Origin of the sequence: Cytobacillus sp. Bac17, from assembly GCF_024519925.1 — a bacterium.
In the GTDB taxonomy this organism is placed as follows: domain Bacteria; phylum Bacillota; class Bacilli; order Bacillales; family Cytobacillaceae; genus Cytobacillus; species Cytobacillus pseudoceanisediminis.
On record NZ_JALJRC010000012.1, the window covers coordinates 81,728 to 97,591 of the forward strand.

General features: G+C 40.8%; 12 protein-coding genes. 4 read left to right on the forward strand and 8 right to left on the reverse strand.

The features are described 5' to 3' along the window. Positions 1-277: 277 nt before the first annotated feature. The 4 genes from mbcS to NR125_RS15470 all read right to left on the reverse strand — a co-directional run bounded on the left by mbcS (position 278) and on the right by NR125_RS15470 (position 4,917). The gene (mbcS, locus tag NR125_RS15455) at positions 278-1,867 is read right to left on the reverse strand and encodes an acyl-CoA synthetase MbcS (protein WP_256815633.1); all 1,590 of its coding nucleotides are present in this window, start codon (positions 1,865-1,867) and stop codon (positions 278-280) included. A 173-nt stretch (positions 1,868-2,040) separates the two neighbouring features. Further along, positions 2,041-2,244 carry an alpha/beta-type small acid-soluble spore protein gene (locus NR125_RS15460; RefSeq protein WP_009333300.1) on the reverse strand — a complete coding sequence of 68 codons (204 nt, stop codon included), beginning with the start codon at positions 2,242-2,244 and terminating at the stop codon, positions 2,041-2,043. Positions 2,245-2,566: 322 nt separating this feature from the next. Then, positions 2,567-3,775 (reverse strand): tRNA uracil 4-sulfurtransferase ThiI, encoded by a 1,209-nt coding sequence (gene thiI, locus NR125_RS15465; protein ID WP_009333302.1) that lies wholly within the window; start codon positions 3,773-3,775, stop codon positions 2,567-2,569. Continuing rightward, positions 3,772-4,917: a cysteine desulfurase family protein gene (locus NR125_RS15470; RefSeq protein ID WP_009333303.1), complete on the reverse strand. Its 1,146-nt coding sequence runs from the start codon at positions 4,915-4,917 to the stop codon at positions 3,772-3,774. Before NR125_RS15470 ends, thiI begins: the two co-directional genes overlap by 4 nt. A gap of 333 nt (positions 4,918-5,250) precedes the next feature. On the opposite strand from NR125_RS15470, the gene brnQ reads away from it, so the two are divergent. After that, positions 5,251-6,594, forward strand: a complete 1,344-nt coding sequence (gene brnQ / locus NR125_RS15475; RefSeq protein ID WP_256815634.1) for a branched-chain amino acid transport system II carrier protein — start codon at positions 5,251-5,253, stop codon at positions 6,592-6,594. A 326-nt stretch (positions 6,595-6,920) separates the two neighbouring features. Here brnQ and ezrA read toward each other — a convergent pair whose 3' ends face one another. Continuing rightward, positions 6,921-8,609, reverse strand: a complete 1,689-nt coding sequence (gene ezrA / locus NR125_RS15480; RefSeq protein WP_009333308.1) for a septation ring formation regulator EzrA — start codon at positions 8,607-8,609, stop codon at positions 6,921-6,923. Between the two features lie 690 nt (positions 8,610-9,299). Here ezrA and hisJ point away from each other — a divergent pair. Next, a complete protein-coding gene (gene hisJ / locus NR125_RS15485; RefSeq protein ID WP_009333310.1) occupies positions 9,300-10,094 on the forward strand; it encodes a histidinol-phosphatase HisJ in 795 nt (264 codons plus the stop codon). Between the two features lie 6 nt (positions 10,095-10,100). Here hisJ and refZ read toward each other — a convergent pair whose 3' ends face one another. Beyond that, a complete protein-coding gene (refZ, locus tag NR125_RS15490; protein WP_019383055.1) occupies positions 10,101-10,730 on the reverse strand; it encodes a forespore capture DNA-binding protein RefZ in 630 nt (209 codons plus the stop codon). A 214-nt stretch (positions 10,731-10,944) separates the two neighbouring features. On the opposite strand from refZ, the gene NR125_RS15495 reads away from it, so the two are divergent. Beyond that, positions 10,945-11,424 carry a GAF domain-containing protein gene (locus NR125_RS15495; protein ID WP_009333314.1) on the forward strand — a complete coding sequence of 160 codons (480 nt, stop codon included), beginning with the start codon at positions 10,945-10,947 and terminating at the stop codon, positions 11,422-11,424. A gap of 50 nt (positions 11,425-11,474) precedes the next feature. Here the strand turns inward: NR125_RS15495 and megL are convergent, their stop codons facing one another. After that, the gene (gene megL / locus NR125_RS15500; RefSeq protein WP_009333315.1) at positions 11,475-12,662 is read right to left on the reverse strand and encodes a methionine gamma-lyase; all 1,188 of its coding nucleotides are present in this window, start codon (positions 12,660-12,662) and stop codon (positions 11,475-11,477) included. 140 nt (positions 12,663-12,802) lie between these two features. Continuing rightward, positions 12,803-14,671 carry a diguanylate cyclase domain-containing protein gene (locus NR125_RS15505; RefSeq protein ID WP_009333316.1) on the reverse strand — a complete coding sequence of 623 codons (1,869 nt, stop codon included), beginning with the start codon at positions 14,669-14,671 and terminating at the stop codon, positions 12,803-12,805. Between the two features lie 579 nt (positions 14,672-15,250). Here NR125_RS15505 and rpsD point away from each other — a divergent pair. Next, complete coding sequence (gene rpsD, locus NR125_RS15510; protein WP_009333317.1) at positions 15,251-15,853, forward strand: 30S ribosomal protein S4; 603 nt, start codon at positions 15,251-15,253, stop codon at positions 15,851-15,853. The last annotated feature ends 11 nt before the right edge of the window (positions 15,854-15,864 follow it).

Below are 15,864 nucleotides of genomic sequence, written 5' to 3' on the forward strand. Positions count from 1 at the left end.
GCGGGTCACAAAGACGTTGCCACAGGACAAGGAAAGCTGCTGCAGCGATACATCGCACAACCGAAAGCGGTAGCTTTTGGGAGGACGTGGCATTCTTAGTCTTTGTTCTTCTATCGGGCCTTTACGGGCAGTCTGCCCCCAACCAATCCTCCATTGATCACTCTGAGTGTTAAAGTAGGGGTCTTACTGCCCTTAAGCCTGCGATAAACTAAAAGTTCACATTTACCATAGTATAACAAAAATACAGGCGGAATTCCCGCCTGCATTTTTTACACATTCAGTTTTGTGCGGAAGCAGTTTCCGCTTCTTTTTTCCGTAATTCCACACGCATGATTTTTCCTGAAGTGGTCTTAGGAAGCTCTGACAGAAATTCAATTTTCCGAGGGTATTTATAAGGAGCTGTCAGTTCTTTTACATGTTCCTGCAGCTGGGAAACAAGATTAGGATCGCTTTGGTCCACACCTTCTCTTAATACAACGAATGCTTTAACGATTAATCCGCGCACTTCATCCGGACTCCCCACAACTGCACATTCAGATACATACGGGTGCTTTACAAGCGCATCTTCCACCTCGAAAGGTCCAATCGTATAGCCTGAACTGATAATAATATCATCACCGCGTCCTTCAAACCAGAAATAGCCATCTTCATCTTTCTTTGCTTTATCTCCGGTAATATAGTAATCACCGCGGAATTGCATAGCTGTTCTTTCCGGATCTTTATAATAATTTTTGAAGAGCGCAGGAGTTTCGACATGGACAGCGATATCTCCTACCTCACCAACAGCACATACATCACCTTCTTCATTGATAATGTCAACTCTGTTGCCTGGGGTCGGTTTGCCCATTGAACCTGCTTTTAACTCCATATCCTTCGTAATGCCGACCAGCAGGGTATTTTCTGTTTGGCCATACCCATCACGGACATTTACGTTAAAATGCTTTTTGAATGTATCAATCACTTCGCGGTTTAGCGGTTCTCCTGCTGAAACAGCACTATGAAGCGCCGGCAGCTTGTATTCATGAATATTTTCTGCCTTTGCCATCAGCCTGTATTCAGTAGGCGTACAGCAAAGTACGTTTACCTGGTAATCCTCTAACAGCTGCAAATATTTCTTCGGCTCGAACTTTCCATTGTAGACAATTCCGGTAGCACCAGAACCCAGAACAGAAAGGAAAGGGCTCCAGATCCACTTTTGCCAGCCAGGGCCTGCCGTTGCCCATACTGTATCGCCTTCATTAATGCATAGCCAGTTCGGTGCTGCTGTTTTAAGGTGAGCAAATGCCCAGCCATGTGTATGTACTACACCTTTAGGATTTCCTGTTGTTCCTGATGTATATGAAAGGAACGCCATGTCATCCCGGGAGGTGTCAGCCAAAGAAAGTTCATCGGATGCCTTTTTCATTTCCTCATCCAGCTGGGTCCAGCCATCTGCGTTTCCGCCTATCACAAACTTCGGCAGGTCTGCAGCTTCCTTAATATCTTCAAATTGGTCAACATATGGATAATAACTTACAATACCTTTTACATCCCCATGATTAATCCGGTATTGCAGATCTTTCGAGCGAAGCATTTCTGAACTTGGTATGACGACAATTCCGGCTTTTAGTGATGCAACGTAAACCTGATACGCTTCAATCAGTCTTGGAACAATGATCAGAATAACATCCCCTTTATTCAGACCATTTTCCAAGAAAACGTTTCCAATTCTATTTGCATTAAGGATCAGTTCACTGTATGTAATCTCTTTCTTTTCTCCCAGCTCATTTTCCCACTTTATTGCAAGTTTGTCCTTATCTCCGGCAAACCGCTCCATTTCTGATACGAGATTGTATTTCTCCGGTGCAATTAAGTCTTCCCGTTTCATTAAATCTCCCCCTGACAATTTCAAATACTGGTGTCTTAACCGGATGCGTAGTCTATAGAAATTATTATACTAAATTATTATAAAATTTTAAATTATTTATTTTTTGAAAAATAATTTTTGCGCAAAAATAAGGAGCAGGAATAATTCCTGCTCCTTGTAGCCATATTATTTAATTATCTTTGGAAACCGCCTAATTGCTGTTCAGCCATTTGAACTAAACGCTTAGTGATTTCTCCACCTACAGAACCGTTAGCGCGAGAAGTAGTTTCAGCACCAAGGTTTACACCGAATTCAGTAGCGATTTCGTACTTCATTTGGTCAAGAGCTTGTTGTACTCCAGGAACTAGAAGTTGGTTTGAGTTGTTGTTGTTTGCCATGTGATTTTCACCTCCTTGTGAGTATAGAATGTGTAGAATCACATGGCCATATACACTAATTAATTGGTAATTGTTGTATTATTTTTCGAAGTTAAATTTAACATTTACTGTTTTGGCATATAGATGAATTGCGTTGATTTCAGCACGGGTCACTTGCTTTCAGCGGGGAGGTACGGGAGCCTACCGCAGGACATTGAATACACTTACCCGAATGAACACCGTACGAAGAAAATGCGTCAGCATTTTTCGAGGAGCAAGCCCCCTCCGCTACAATCAACTCAGCGAAATAAAACTTGTATTTAACAATTAACCTGAATTTAGATTAAAATAACTCCCCAAAAGACTCTGCATTACGCGATTGAGGCTTAATAACCATCTTTTCGGTATCCTCAACTGCTTTTGCGATGAGCGGTTCGAAGTCAACAAAGCTTTCGAAGCGGCGGACTTTGTCGCGTTTTGGTTTTGTTTTTGGTGATGATGGGACAAAAACGGTACAGCAATCTTCAAATGGCCTGATGGATATATCGTGGGTATCAATGCTTTGGGCAATCTCGATGATTTCTGATTTATCCATTGTGATAAGAGGCCGAAGGATAGGTGTTGTTGTCACATCATTAATGGCAAACATGCTCTCGAGAGTCTGGCTGGCTACCTGTCCAAGGCTTTCCCCAGTGATGATGGCTAGACCATCATTTTTATTGCGGATTTCATCAGTGATCCGGAGCATCAATCGCCTTGTAGCTGTCATCGTATAATTCGATGGAACCTGCTGATGGATCAGCTGCTGAATCTCTGTAAATGGGATTATATGGAGTACAACGGTTCCAGCAATATTAGCAAGTTTTTCAGTTAAATCAATTACTTTTTGCTTTGCACGCTCACTCGTGAAAGGCGGGCTGTGAAAATGGACAGCTTCAATTTCCAATCCTCTCTTCATGGACAAATAACCTGCTACCGGACTGTCAATTCCTCCAGAGAGCATAAGCATGGCCTTTCCGCTGGAACCTGCAGGAAGTCCGCCAGCCCCCTGAATGGTTTCGCATGATAAATAAGCCGCTTCTTCGCGAACCTCAATTTGCAGATTTATATCCGGTTTTTTTACGTTCACTTTTAGACCCGCCACATTCTGCAGGAGGTGTCCGCCAAATTCATGATTCAGTTCATCCGTATTTAAAGGGAAGCTTTTATCCGCTCTCTTAGCCGTAATTTTGAAAGTCTTTCCTTCTTCAAAATGTTTTAAAAATAACGCCAATGCTGCTGCCTTCATTTCTTCGATATCTTTAGAGGTTTTAACAGCAGGACTGAAAGACTGAATGCCAAAGATGCCCCTAAGTCGATCAGAAACCTCTCTGCCATCTGCCCCATTCAAAACAACGTACATTCGGTCTCTTGTAGATTCTATCTTGATCCCGGGAAATTCATTGAGCACATCGAATATGCTTTTTCTTAATTTATCCACGAACTTATTCCGGTTTCTGCCTTTTGTGGAGATTTCTCCATATCGTATAAGTATACGATCATAATTTATCATGATTTCATAACCTCTCTTAGCCTTATAACGGTCTCTTTTACTGTCTCAACAAAAACCTCTGCCTCTTCCATTGTACTATCATAAGATAAGCTGATCCTGACTGCACTTTTCGCATTTTTTCCAGGAATTCCCATAGCCATCAAGGTGCTGCTGGCAGCAGCTTTCTTTGAAGAGCAGGCACTTGTAGTTGATATATATATCCCGCGCTCTCCTAAAGCATGGACAAACACCTCTGCTTTGAATCCTTCTATGGAAAAATTCACAATATGAGGAGCAGAGTTTTTTTCGGGGGTATGGACAGTAATACCCTCGATTTTATTCATTTCTTCAAAAATATACCTTTTAATAGATATAATCTGGCTTAAACGCCTTTCCATATTATTTATTGTCAGCCTTAGTGCCTTTGCCATTGCTACAATGCCAGCTACATTTTCTGTGCCGCTTCTCATTTTCCATTCCTGATTGCCCCCGGATAATAACGGTGAAAGACGAAGACCATCACGAATGAACAAAACCCCATTCCCTTTCAAACCATGGAATTTATGAGCCGAAATCGTACACAGATCCACACTTGCTTGATAAAGATCAAGAGGAACCTTGCCGATTCCCTGGACATTATCTACATGAAATAACACTCGCGAATGCTTCTTCAGCATCTCTCCAATTTTCTTTATTGGCTGAATGGAACCAATTTCATTGTTTACATGCATGACAGAGACTAAAATAGTTTCCGGTGTAATTTCCTTTTCAATGTCTTCAGCATGGACAATACCGTTTTTATCCGGTGCAATGATGGAGATGCTGAAGCCCAATTCCTTCAGCTGATCCATCGCTTCCTTCACTGAAGCATGTTCCAATCCAGTTGTGATAATATGGCGGCCTCTTTTCCTATGCATTAGAGCCGTTCCTTTTATTGCAAGATTATTGCTCTCTGTCCCTCCGGATGTAAAATACACCTCATTATGCTTAACATTCAGCAGATGAGCAATTTGCTCACGTGCCTGCATCAGCAGTCTCTCTGCTTTTCCGCCGAATTCATGCAGGGAAGAGGGATTCCCAAAGTATTCTGAAGAAACCTTTATAAAAGATTCAAGCACTTCTTTATATGGTTTTGTCGTTGCACTGTTATCAAAATAAATCACGGACTTCTCCTTTCCGTTCCGAAAACCCTTTAGCCAACTGTAAATCATATCATAACCACGTAAGATTGGAAATGTAATTAAAGCTTTTGTTTTTAAATATTCATTTCTTTACTATTAAGTTATTCAAGTTTGTGCAGTTTAACCAAATGAATGAATTGCTGCCCCCGTGGAAAGCTGATAATATTGCACTGTGGGTAAAGGACAGCTCCAGTTTATTATCATAAAATACTTAATATTAAGACTTCGTATTTTTTCGACATTTTTTTTAGCACCTGTGCTAATATGAAAATGTTCTAAACATTAAGATATGGAACCATTTTCAGGAGGATATATATGGAGAATAAAACATTGGCACCAAAACAAATTCTCGCCGTCGGACTCATGTTATTTGCTCTATTCTTTGGAGCAGGGAATATGATTTTCCCTCCATTCCTGGGACAATCTGCCGGCACGAATGTATGGACTGCTATTATCGGTTTTTTAATAACAGGGGTCGGATTGCCGCTATTAGGCATTATTGCCATTGCCAAAAATGGAGATTTACAAACAATTGCGAGCCGGGTACACCCTTTATATGGAATTATTTTCACGATTATTATGTACTTAGCCATAGGACCATTTTTCGGAATTCCGCGTACCGGAACCGTTGCTTATGAAATAGGGATTACTCCGTTCTTGTCTGAAACCGCTTCCAATAGCACTTACTCTTTATTGGCTTATACCATTGTCTTCTTTTGCATAACAGCATGGCTTTCTTTGAATCCATCGAAGTTAGTGGATAGAATCGGGAATATTTTCACGCCTGCACTCCTCATAATCCTTGCTGTTCTGGTTATTAAAAGCATCATTACTCCAATGGGCGAATTAAAAGCGCCAATGGGAGCATATGCAGAGGGGCCGTTCTTTAAAGGCTTCATTGAAGGCTACCTGACTATGGATACAATTGCAGCTTTGGTATTCGGTATTATTGTTATTGGTTCAATACAGGGCATGGGTGTGACAAATAAACATTCACTTATGAAAATATGCATTACAGCCGGACTTATAGCAGCTGCTGGTCTTGAGGCAGTATACTTGTCCCTTGCGTATATTGGGGCATCAAGTATGGAAGCTATAGGTCAACTTGATAATGGCGGCGCTATCCTATCCTCTGCTTCTCAGTACCTATTTGGACCTGCTGGAGCATTGATCCTTGGGCTGGCCATTACGGTAGCATGCCTTACAACGTCTGTCGGACTCGTTTCCGCTTGTGCGCAGTACTTTCATAAACTGCTCCCAAAAGTACCTTATAAAACCATTGTCATCATTCTTTCGCTGTTCAGCATGGTGGTTGCAAACATTGGTTTAACTCAGCTGATTCAACTTTCATTGCCAATCTTAATCATAATTTATCCTCTGGCCATCGTGCTGATTCTGCTTTCTTTTATGCACAATGCGTTTAATGGATACTCGGCGGTATATATAGGGGCTTTAATTCCCACAGGCTTAATTAGTTTTGTGGATGGGTTAAAAACTGCTGGAATGGATGTATCCGTCATCACAGACTCATTGCAATTCCTGCCATTCTTTGCTGAGGGAATCGGCTGGATTGTACCTGCCATTGCAGGAGCTGTTATAGGTTACTTCCTGGCAATGGCTTTCGGAGAAGCTAAAAAGCCAATTGCAGTAAATGACTAAAGACCAAAGGCGGAAGCGCCTTGATCAGATGAACTTCAACTAAAAACCGCCACGTCCGGTGGCGAACGTTAAAGCCGGCTTATCCTGTGCAAGTCCCGCAGGCATAAGACCGAATCACACAGGAAACCTCCTAAAGCTCGCTTTGGCCGGGCGATGTATCGCTGACGAAGCGGTTCCTTGTCCTCATTTCTGGAGTGATTTGGCTTATGACCCGGGAGCTAGGCGCTGGAGCTGAATGCAGATAATTTTTCATTAAAGTTATTTACAACGATATATTTTATAAATTACCAGACAACAAAAAACCAGATCCAATCGGATCTGGTTTTTTAGTGCTCAGTTATTATTTCTTCTATTCTCTTGATCGCACCCGGCTCGACCTCTTCGATCGAAGCTGCAGCCTGCTCCAGTGCTGTTTTATATTCATAGCTTCTGAATGAAGCTTCTGCTTCCTTTAACCCTTTATCAATAGATGGATATCTGCTTCTGTACCGATTTCCATATTGAATGACTTTCTCTGCTAAAAGAATCGTCTCAATCATATCACCCACTGAATCAGCAGCCTTATCAACAGTAAGCACAGCAACTTCAAGATATTGCTGAACCGCAGGAATATTCAATGGTTTCTCATCGAGTTTAGCCAGCACATTATCTATGCTTTCTTTCGCATCCTGGATCAAATATTTATATTCCTGGGAAACACCGGGCACATTGTTTTTGGAGATAAGCCTTATCGTTTCTGCCACTTTCTTGCTTAACTCTTTGACTTTTTCCCTGGCAGACATCTCGTCTTTTCTTAAGGCCTGGAGCATTTCCGCAAAGGCTGTCTGCTCATCTGAAATTTCCTCAATGTGTTCCTTGATTTCAGCAAGTTCTTCTCTCAAGACAGTATGGGGAGTACTCCCGTTATTAATCTTATGCTCCAGCACTTCGAATTTTTTGAAGAGCTGAGTTATTTTTTTCTCCAGGTGGATTTGAATTTCCAGATCCTTATCTGGAACATGATAGCTATGACGGATAGCCGTTATCTCTGTCTTAAGCTGATTATTCATATCTTTATTATTATAAAGCATGTTTCTTGTTGCATCATCCTGCTGGCTTAAGTAATGTCTGGCATGTACTTCCTTTTCGAGCAGATCATACAGAAGTTCAATATTATCTTTAATCTCTTCGACCCCTTTTTGAACTTCCTCGATTTGCGCCTGATCAATGGAGCCGGCATATCCTGTTACTTGTTCTTCAAGCCTCTCAATTTCTTTATCTAGTTGAAGGTGATCAAGCAGATACCCCTGATCCAGCATTTCCTTGTACCCTTCCCTTAACTCTTCCAGCTGGGAAGGGATCTTGGATTGACACTCAACCATCAGGTTTGGAATAGCTTCCATTTTAGCCTGAGAATCCTCAAGCAGCGCTTTGATCACTAGAAGGGTTTCACGAGCTTCAAGGTAATTGCCCTTCTCGGTTTTCTCATCGAATTCTTCAAATTTGGCCAATGCTTCATCCAGCTGTTCTTCAAGAATTTTTTCTGATTTACCGAATGTATGGCGATGCGCAAGCAGAGACTTTTTGCATTGGCGATACATTTCTTTCAGTTCTTCAATTTCCGCTCTATTTTTTTCTTCACTGCCTACCAGCTCATTCAATTCACTCAGCAGATTTTTTATGCTTTCTTCAATCTCAGTTAATCTCTTCTCTATTCTCTGCTGAACTTCCTGGGAATTCTTAAAGCGGTATTTATCGATGCTCTCTTCAGCATCAAATAACAATTCCTCCACATCAGGAAGCTGTGAAGTTACGATTTCATCCCATTCATTTCTCCATCGCTCAAATAATTCTTCTGTCTGGCCCGTCATATTAAGCTTTTTCACTCTTGACATCTCATCTAGAACTGGGCGATCCGTTATGTCCATCTTCCATGTTTCCAGCCTGTCAATTTCCTTATAATGTTTTTTCTTTAAAAAATAACCCGTGAGATATAGGCATAAAAGAATGACTATAACTCCAATTATGTATTCCATTTTAAAGCCCCCTGTTCTGTTCCCGAGCCAATATGTATATGTAAAGTTTTTATTTAAGAAATAACAAATGCCCGCAGGCGTTTCTTCATTTTCACATGTTATTTTCAATGCTTTTATGATACCATGTAAACGACATTTTTTGACTATTTATTTCATATTTTTATGAATTTCTTCTTTTATATCTTGTCTAAATTGCTATTTTCGGAAAATAACTGGAACATCCGTATTTTTTATTGAACTATATGAACTGTTCAAATACAAACAATTCGCTTTTTATAAAAGATTTCCTTCTTTATTTAAGAGATAAGTTAAAAAGTGACTTGAGTACTGTATTTTTAAAGTGAAACTTCAAACAGCGGGATTTCTTCCCCACTGTTTTTTAGTTGAGGCCCACAGGACAAGGAAGGCTTCGTCAGCATGAGCATCGCACGACCAAATGCGACAGCTTTTGGGAGGAAGCGGGCCACAAAGACGTTGCCACAGGACAAGGAAGGCTACGGCAGCGATAGATCGCACGACCGAAAGCGGAAGCTTTTGGTAGGACGCGGTTTTCTTAGGCTTTGTTCTTCTTTCGGGCCTTTACGGGCAGTTTGACTCTCTCTATTCCTTCTAAAATACCTAGGCTCTTAAAGAGGGAGCTTTTCCGCCCGTTAGACTGCGAAAAACCTATGCAGAAAGGAAGTTCTCCATATGCTAAAAGACGGACACATCCACACTCCCTATTGTCCGCACGGGACAAAGGACGCATTTGAAGATTATGTTGAAAAAGCAATAAATCTGGGTTTTAAAGAAATTTCATTTACTGAACATGCTCCGCTCCCTGAGGGCTTTGAGGATCCCGCACCTGCTCGCGACAGTGCGATGCGCAAGGAGCATCTTGAGAAATACTTCACTGATATATCAAGGGTGAAAGCTGCCTATCAAGGAAAAATCAGGATTAATGCGGGGCTTGAAGTGGATTATATTGAAGGCTTTGAACAGGAGATCCGCAAATTTCTTGATATGAACGGGAGATATATAGATGACTCCATTTTATCTGTACACTTTCTAAAGCATGGAAGCCGCTACGAATGCCTGGACTACAGTCCCAATGTTTTTGCAAAGATGATCAAAGAATACGGTTCTATTGAAGCAGTTTATTTGAATTATTTCCGCACCCTGCTTTTATCTATAAAAGCAGATTTAGGGCCGTTTAAACCTGGAAGGATTGGGCATATCACCCTGGTGAAAAAATTCCAAAAAAAATATCCCGCTGATCGGGAATTTAGAGAGGAAATAAACCAAATACTTGATGAGGTGCAAAATAAAGGCTATGAACTCGACTATAACGGAGCCGGTTTCGCCAAGCCGTTATGCAAGGAGTCCTATCCTCCCGATTGGGCTGCAGAAGCAGCTGCCCAAAAAGGCATTTCACTGGTTTATGGGTCCGATTCTCATCAGGCAAAGGAAATGGGTCAGGGCCTTGATAGAATGAAACACCTTTAAATGCTTTTAGAGTACAGCAGCATAAGGTTTTCCAGCATGATTGCACAGGACTCCATCAACCCAATTGAAGATCTCCTTCGTGTATTTGTCTGCGAAATATTTTTCATGAGGAAATACATGCAGAACTTCAGCCATATAATGTGTGTTCAAAAATGGCATTGACAGGAGTCCTTTCAGCTGAACAATCATATAATTGGCTGAATGGTTACGAAACTCCTTTGTTTTCATTCCCCTTTCCAGCACCTTGCCAAAATAAAACTTTTCCTTTGCTAAATAAGTGGACATAATTTCCCTTACCACTTGGGAATCTATAGAAATTTCCCGGAGTATCAATCTTGTTAGATGGCTATGCTCAAATTGATAAACCATGATATTTTGCGCAATTTTTTTCAGGCTCAGAGCCGCCCCCTGCTCAAGAATTGAAAATCCCTTCTCTATTTCCTCAATATACCCTTCAAAAAATGCTGTAAAGCAATATTCAAGCAGCCCGTGTTTGTTATCGAAATAATATGCAATATTCGCTGGATTCGTCTGCGCTTTCCCTGCAATATCACGGATGGAAGTCCCGGAGAAACCTTTCGTATTAAATAAGGATATAGCGGCCGATACAATTGCCTCTTTTGAATTTTTTTTCATCTTTCCCGCCTCGCTTTCTTTTGTAAAGTCTCTGTTCATGTACATATGAGCGAATAATAAATTATGGGTTTATTCAAAAACGGATTTGTTGTGATAATTAAACATTCTTGCTAAAATCGTCTTATCCTTTTTAAAGTTCTCGACAATGTCTATCTATTTTCCTGTTCATCTGCCAGGAAATTCATATATCTTTTAGAAAGTAAGGTGAATTGTGATGTTTAGTGTCGAATCCTACAAGGGAACCCGTGAAGAAAATTATCAATTATTGATTAAACAGCTCGCTGCTCTTCTTGAAGGGGAAACGAACAGCATTGCCAATCTAAGCAATGCATCAGCACTTCTTAATCAATTCCTGGACCGCACCAACTGGGTAGGATTTTACCTGATGGAAGAAGGGGAGCTTGTTCTTGGGCCATTTCAAGGTCTGCCGGCATGTGTAAGAATCCCCCTTGGTAAGGGTGTTTGCGGGACTGCTGCCAAGCAAATGGAAACAGTCCGTGTTGAAGATGTCCATCAATTTCCTGGACATATCGCCTGTGATGCAGCCTCACAGTCTGAAATCGTCATTCCGCTTGTCAAAGAGGGCAATCTTCTTGGTGTATTGGATATCGATTCTCCTGAAAAAAACCGGTTTGATGAACTTGACCAAAAATTCCTGGAAGATTTCTCGGAAGTACTTGTATCATTCCTTTAACGGAATAGCAAAAAGGAGATGACCGTATCTGCGACCATCTCCTTTTACTATTAAACTCCTTCGAGTGCCTGGGACAGATCATCCCTGATATCTTCAACTGACTCAAGCCCAACTGAAAGCCTCAGCAGCGTATCTTCAATGCCCATTTTTTCACGTGATCCCTTTGGAACCACTGCATGAGTCATAGTAGCAGGGTGCTGAATTAATGTCTCAGCATCACCAAGGCTCACGGCAATTTTAATAAGATTCAGCCGGTTCATAAATTCCTGGGCAGTCTCTTTATCCCCCTTTAGAGTAAAAGAAATCATCCCGCCGGGCCTCCTCATTTGTTTTTGCCCAATTTCAAAATCTGCATTATTGCTGTCTCCAGGAAAATAAACTTTTTCTACTTTTGGATGTGCCAGCAAATATGATGCGAGCCGTTCCGCATTGTCACAATGCCTGTCGAGTCTGACTGCAAGTGTTTTCAGTCCGCGCAGAAGCAGCCAGGCATCAAAAGGTGAAATAATGCCTCCAATGTCTTTTTGAGTCGTCATGGAGACTTTATCCAAAAATTCTTTAGAGCCTATTACAAGCCCGGCAACTACGTCACCATGACCTCCGATGTATTTTGTCGCACTATGAATGACAATATCACAGCCCAGTTCGATCGGATTCTGCAAATATGGTGAACAGAAAGTATTATCCACTACAACTGGAATTCCTTTCTCTTTCGCTGCTTCTGCAACCATACTCAGATCCACTAATTTCATTGTTGGATTTATTGGAGTTTCAACATAAATACAGGCAGTCTCCGGTTTAATTTCATCAAGCAGCTGCTGCTTTGATTCCATAGCTGAAAAATCATGGCTGATTTGAAATTTTTCCTCCATCATCTCCAGGAGTCCAAATGTACATCCATAAACTCCCTGAGAACATAAAATATGATCACCTGTTTTGGTTAAAGCAAACAGGACAGCTGAAACTGCAGCCATACCAGACCCAAAAGCAAGGGCTGCTTCTCCCTTTTCCAGTACGGCCATTCTTTCTTCAAGCATCTTAACTGTTGGATTGCCCAGACGGGAATAGATATACCCTTCTTCTTCACCGGAAAAACGTTTTTCACCCTGCTGTGCTGTCTCAAATGTAAAAGTTGACGTCTGGAATATTGGCGGTGCGAGGCTCCCTTTGAACCTTTCAGCATCGTATCCTTCATGGATGACCTGCGTCTCGAAGTTAAACCGATGTTTCCTATCCATTTTACCTCTCCTTTTCATTGCAAGCGCTTACATTATTATCTATAATAAACTTCTCTTTCAGCATATGATAATAGTATATTTTTTGAAAGTATTTTGTTTTGGAAAAATATCAATAAAGACTGCCTTTCCATAAGGCAGTCCTAGATAAATGAATCTGCAGCCGACTCAATGATCACTTTATTTTTCCCTGTGTTTTTGGCGGTATATAATGCCCTGTCAGCCCTTTTAAAAAGCGCTGCATATGAATCTTTTTTCCCCCTGCTCCAATACGAAATACCGCATGAAATGGTTACTTGGGGATCTGTGATTTGACATACCTTTCTGACAATCCGTTCAGCAATAAGTACTCCCGCCGACAATGAAACACCCGGAAGATAAAGAGCCAGCTCCTCTCCGCCCCATCGTGCGCCTATATCAGTGCTGCGGATATTGCTGTTAATTAAATTGGCAACTTGAATAATGATTTCATCGCCAACCTGATGTCCGTATGTATCATTTACCAATTTAAAATCATCTATATCCACAAGCATAAATGTTCCTTCATGATCTTCATTCATGGACTGATGAATCCGATCATCCAGATAGCTTCGGGAATATAGTTTGGTTAAGTGATCTGTTACAACCATCTTTTCAAGCTCTTCTCTAAGCATTGAATTGGTAAAGGCAAGCGTGGAATGATGAATCAAAGACTGAAGCAGCTTGAATGTTTCAAATGAAAAATGATAAGGAGAGCTATGCATGACAAGGGCAAATCCCTTTAATACTCCAGATTGTGTCATTGGAACAGCCATGATGGATTTATATAAACTTGCCGCACCCTCGAACTGTAAAGAAAAATCCCCAATAAAAAGAGACTCTTTCTCCTTGATGATCTTTTTCCTTATATAGTGAATATAGTCTTCTGCCTCTTTGGTTTGAAAAAATTCAGTACTGCCCTGGATTACATTCACATCGGCATTTTCAGAATTTATCAAGATGAAACCCGCTTCTTCAGCATCAAAGGAATGCAGAATCTGATCTGCCATGTAGTTCATGGTTTCTGTCAGCCGCAAATTCGAATTCAAGCGGTGGGAAGTTTCGTTAATTAATTGAAGGTCCGCTATCAATCGCTTGGATTGCTGATAAAGCTGCGCATTTTCCAGTGCACTTCCTGCAGTATTAGCCAGAAGTGTGATAAACTCAATTTCATTTTTAGGGAATATCATGGTATTAGGCGCAATGACCTGAAGTACTCCATAAACCCCCTGCTTCCCTTTTAATGGGGCATATAAGACAGAGCGCATTTCCTGCAGGGAATCTTCAAATTGAACTGCCCCTGTGACATATGCCTGCATGGCCGCGATGTTTTCGCTGTCATATTCAAGGTCTCTGATGGGCAGATCCCCATGATTATTGTTATCCTGGGACAGCAGAAGATAATAGGTAAAAGTGGGGTACATTTCCTGCAAAGTATAAATAATTTCCCCAAGCACCATATCCATATCCATTGAGGAATGGAATTTCTCCGTAACTCGATACAGCTGTTTATAACGTTTTTCTTCAGATGCAATTTTGGCCAGCCCCTGAGCTTTATCAAGAAATTGCCCGCATTCTTCGCTAAGCTCCTGAAATACTTTTTCTGTATAGGAATGAAAACAGCCTGATTCACCTGATAAAATCATGCATCCCAGCAGCTTGCCTCTCTTTACAAGAGGAATCATGATTTGTTCTTCCTTAATCTCGGTCCTTAAACTCTGCAACCCTCTGTTTTTGTTAGCCCATCTTTTTAAATCACCTGAAAAAGCAGGTGAAAGCAAAGCATCCGGGTTCGTGGCAGCTTCTGCAAAAAACTCCTGTTTCCATTCATTAAAGACGTACAGAGTTATTTCATCCGCTCCGGTAAGGGCTTTAATGGAAGAGAGCATTTCATTCAGTAATTTTTCATAGTGAAAGAAACCGTTCTCCGTATCGATAATGTCAAAAAAGCGGCTTTTTAAACTAAGTATGATTTGGTGTTCAAGTGTATCCATCTTTATTATCACCTATCAAATGTCTCAGAATCTTTAAACCAATAAGGTATATTATAACGGACTAGAAATTAATATTTTGAGCATACATGTGGCTATTTCGTTTCAACTTTCCTATATTCATATTTTTAAGAAAAGTAATCGCAGCATAAAATACACATTAAAATAAAAAAAGCGAAGCCGCATTCCTATTAATTAAACAATTCCAATTTTTTCTTTATTATATCATATCTTGCTAATGGACTCGTTATTAAGTTTTCTAATTCAAGTGAATTATGGCACAGGACAAAATCTTCGCTTATAATTTAAACATCCTTAAAAAATGAAGGAGTAAAAATAAAATCAACTTGACTTTTATCCTCTAAAAATTATATAATACTCCTTGTGTAAAATATTGCAGCCTATGTGAGCACCTTGATGCACTCATTTTGTTCCTCAACCAGAGTTTTCTGGGGATGGGGTACTGTGTAACCCTCTGCTGCTAGGGCGAAGGTACATGAAAACAAAATGGACATGATTGTTGTGCGCATCTGTTTCTGTTTTTATTTTACCCAAATAAAAACACAAAAGGAGGAGTCTTAAATGGCTCGTTATACTGGTCCAAGCTGGAAATTATCCCGTCGTCTTGGAATCTCTCTAAGCGGAACTGGTAAAGAATTAGAAAAGCGTCCTTACGCTCCTGGACAACATGGTCCAAACCAGCGCAAAAAATTATCTGAATACGGATTACAATTGCAGGAGAAGCAAAAGCTTCGTCATATGTACGGAGTAAATGAGCGTCAATTCCGCAATTTATTCGATAAAGCTGGCAAAATGCCTGGTAAGCACGGTGAAAACTTCATGATTCTTCTTGAATCACGCCTTGACAACGTGGTTTACCGTTTAGGTCTTGCACGCACTCGCCGTCAAGCTCGCCAGCTAGTTAACCATGGTCATATCATGGTTGATGGATCTCGCGTTGATATTCCATCATACCGCGTAGCACCTGGTCAAACAATTACACTTCGCGAAAAATCTCGCAGCCTTGACATCGTTAAAGAAGCAATTGAAGTTAACAACTTCGTACCTGACTTCGTATCTTTCGATGCAGACAAGCTAGAAGGAACTTTCACTCGCATGCCTGAGCGTTCTGAACTTCCAGCTGAAATCAACGAATCTCTAATCGTTGAATTCTACTCTCGTTAATAATTTTAAAA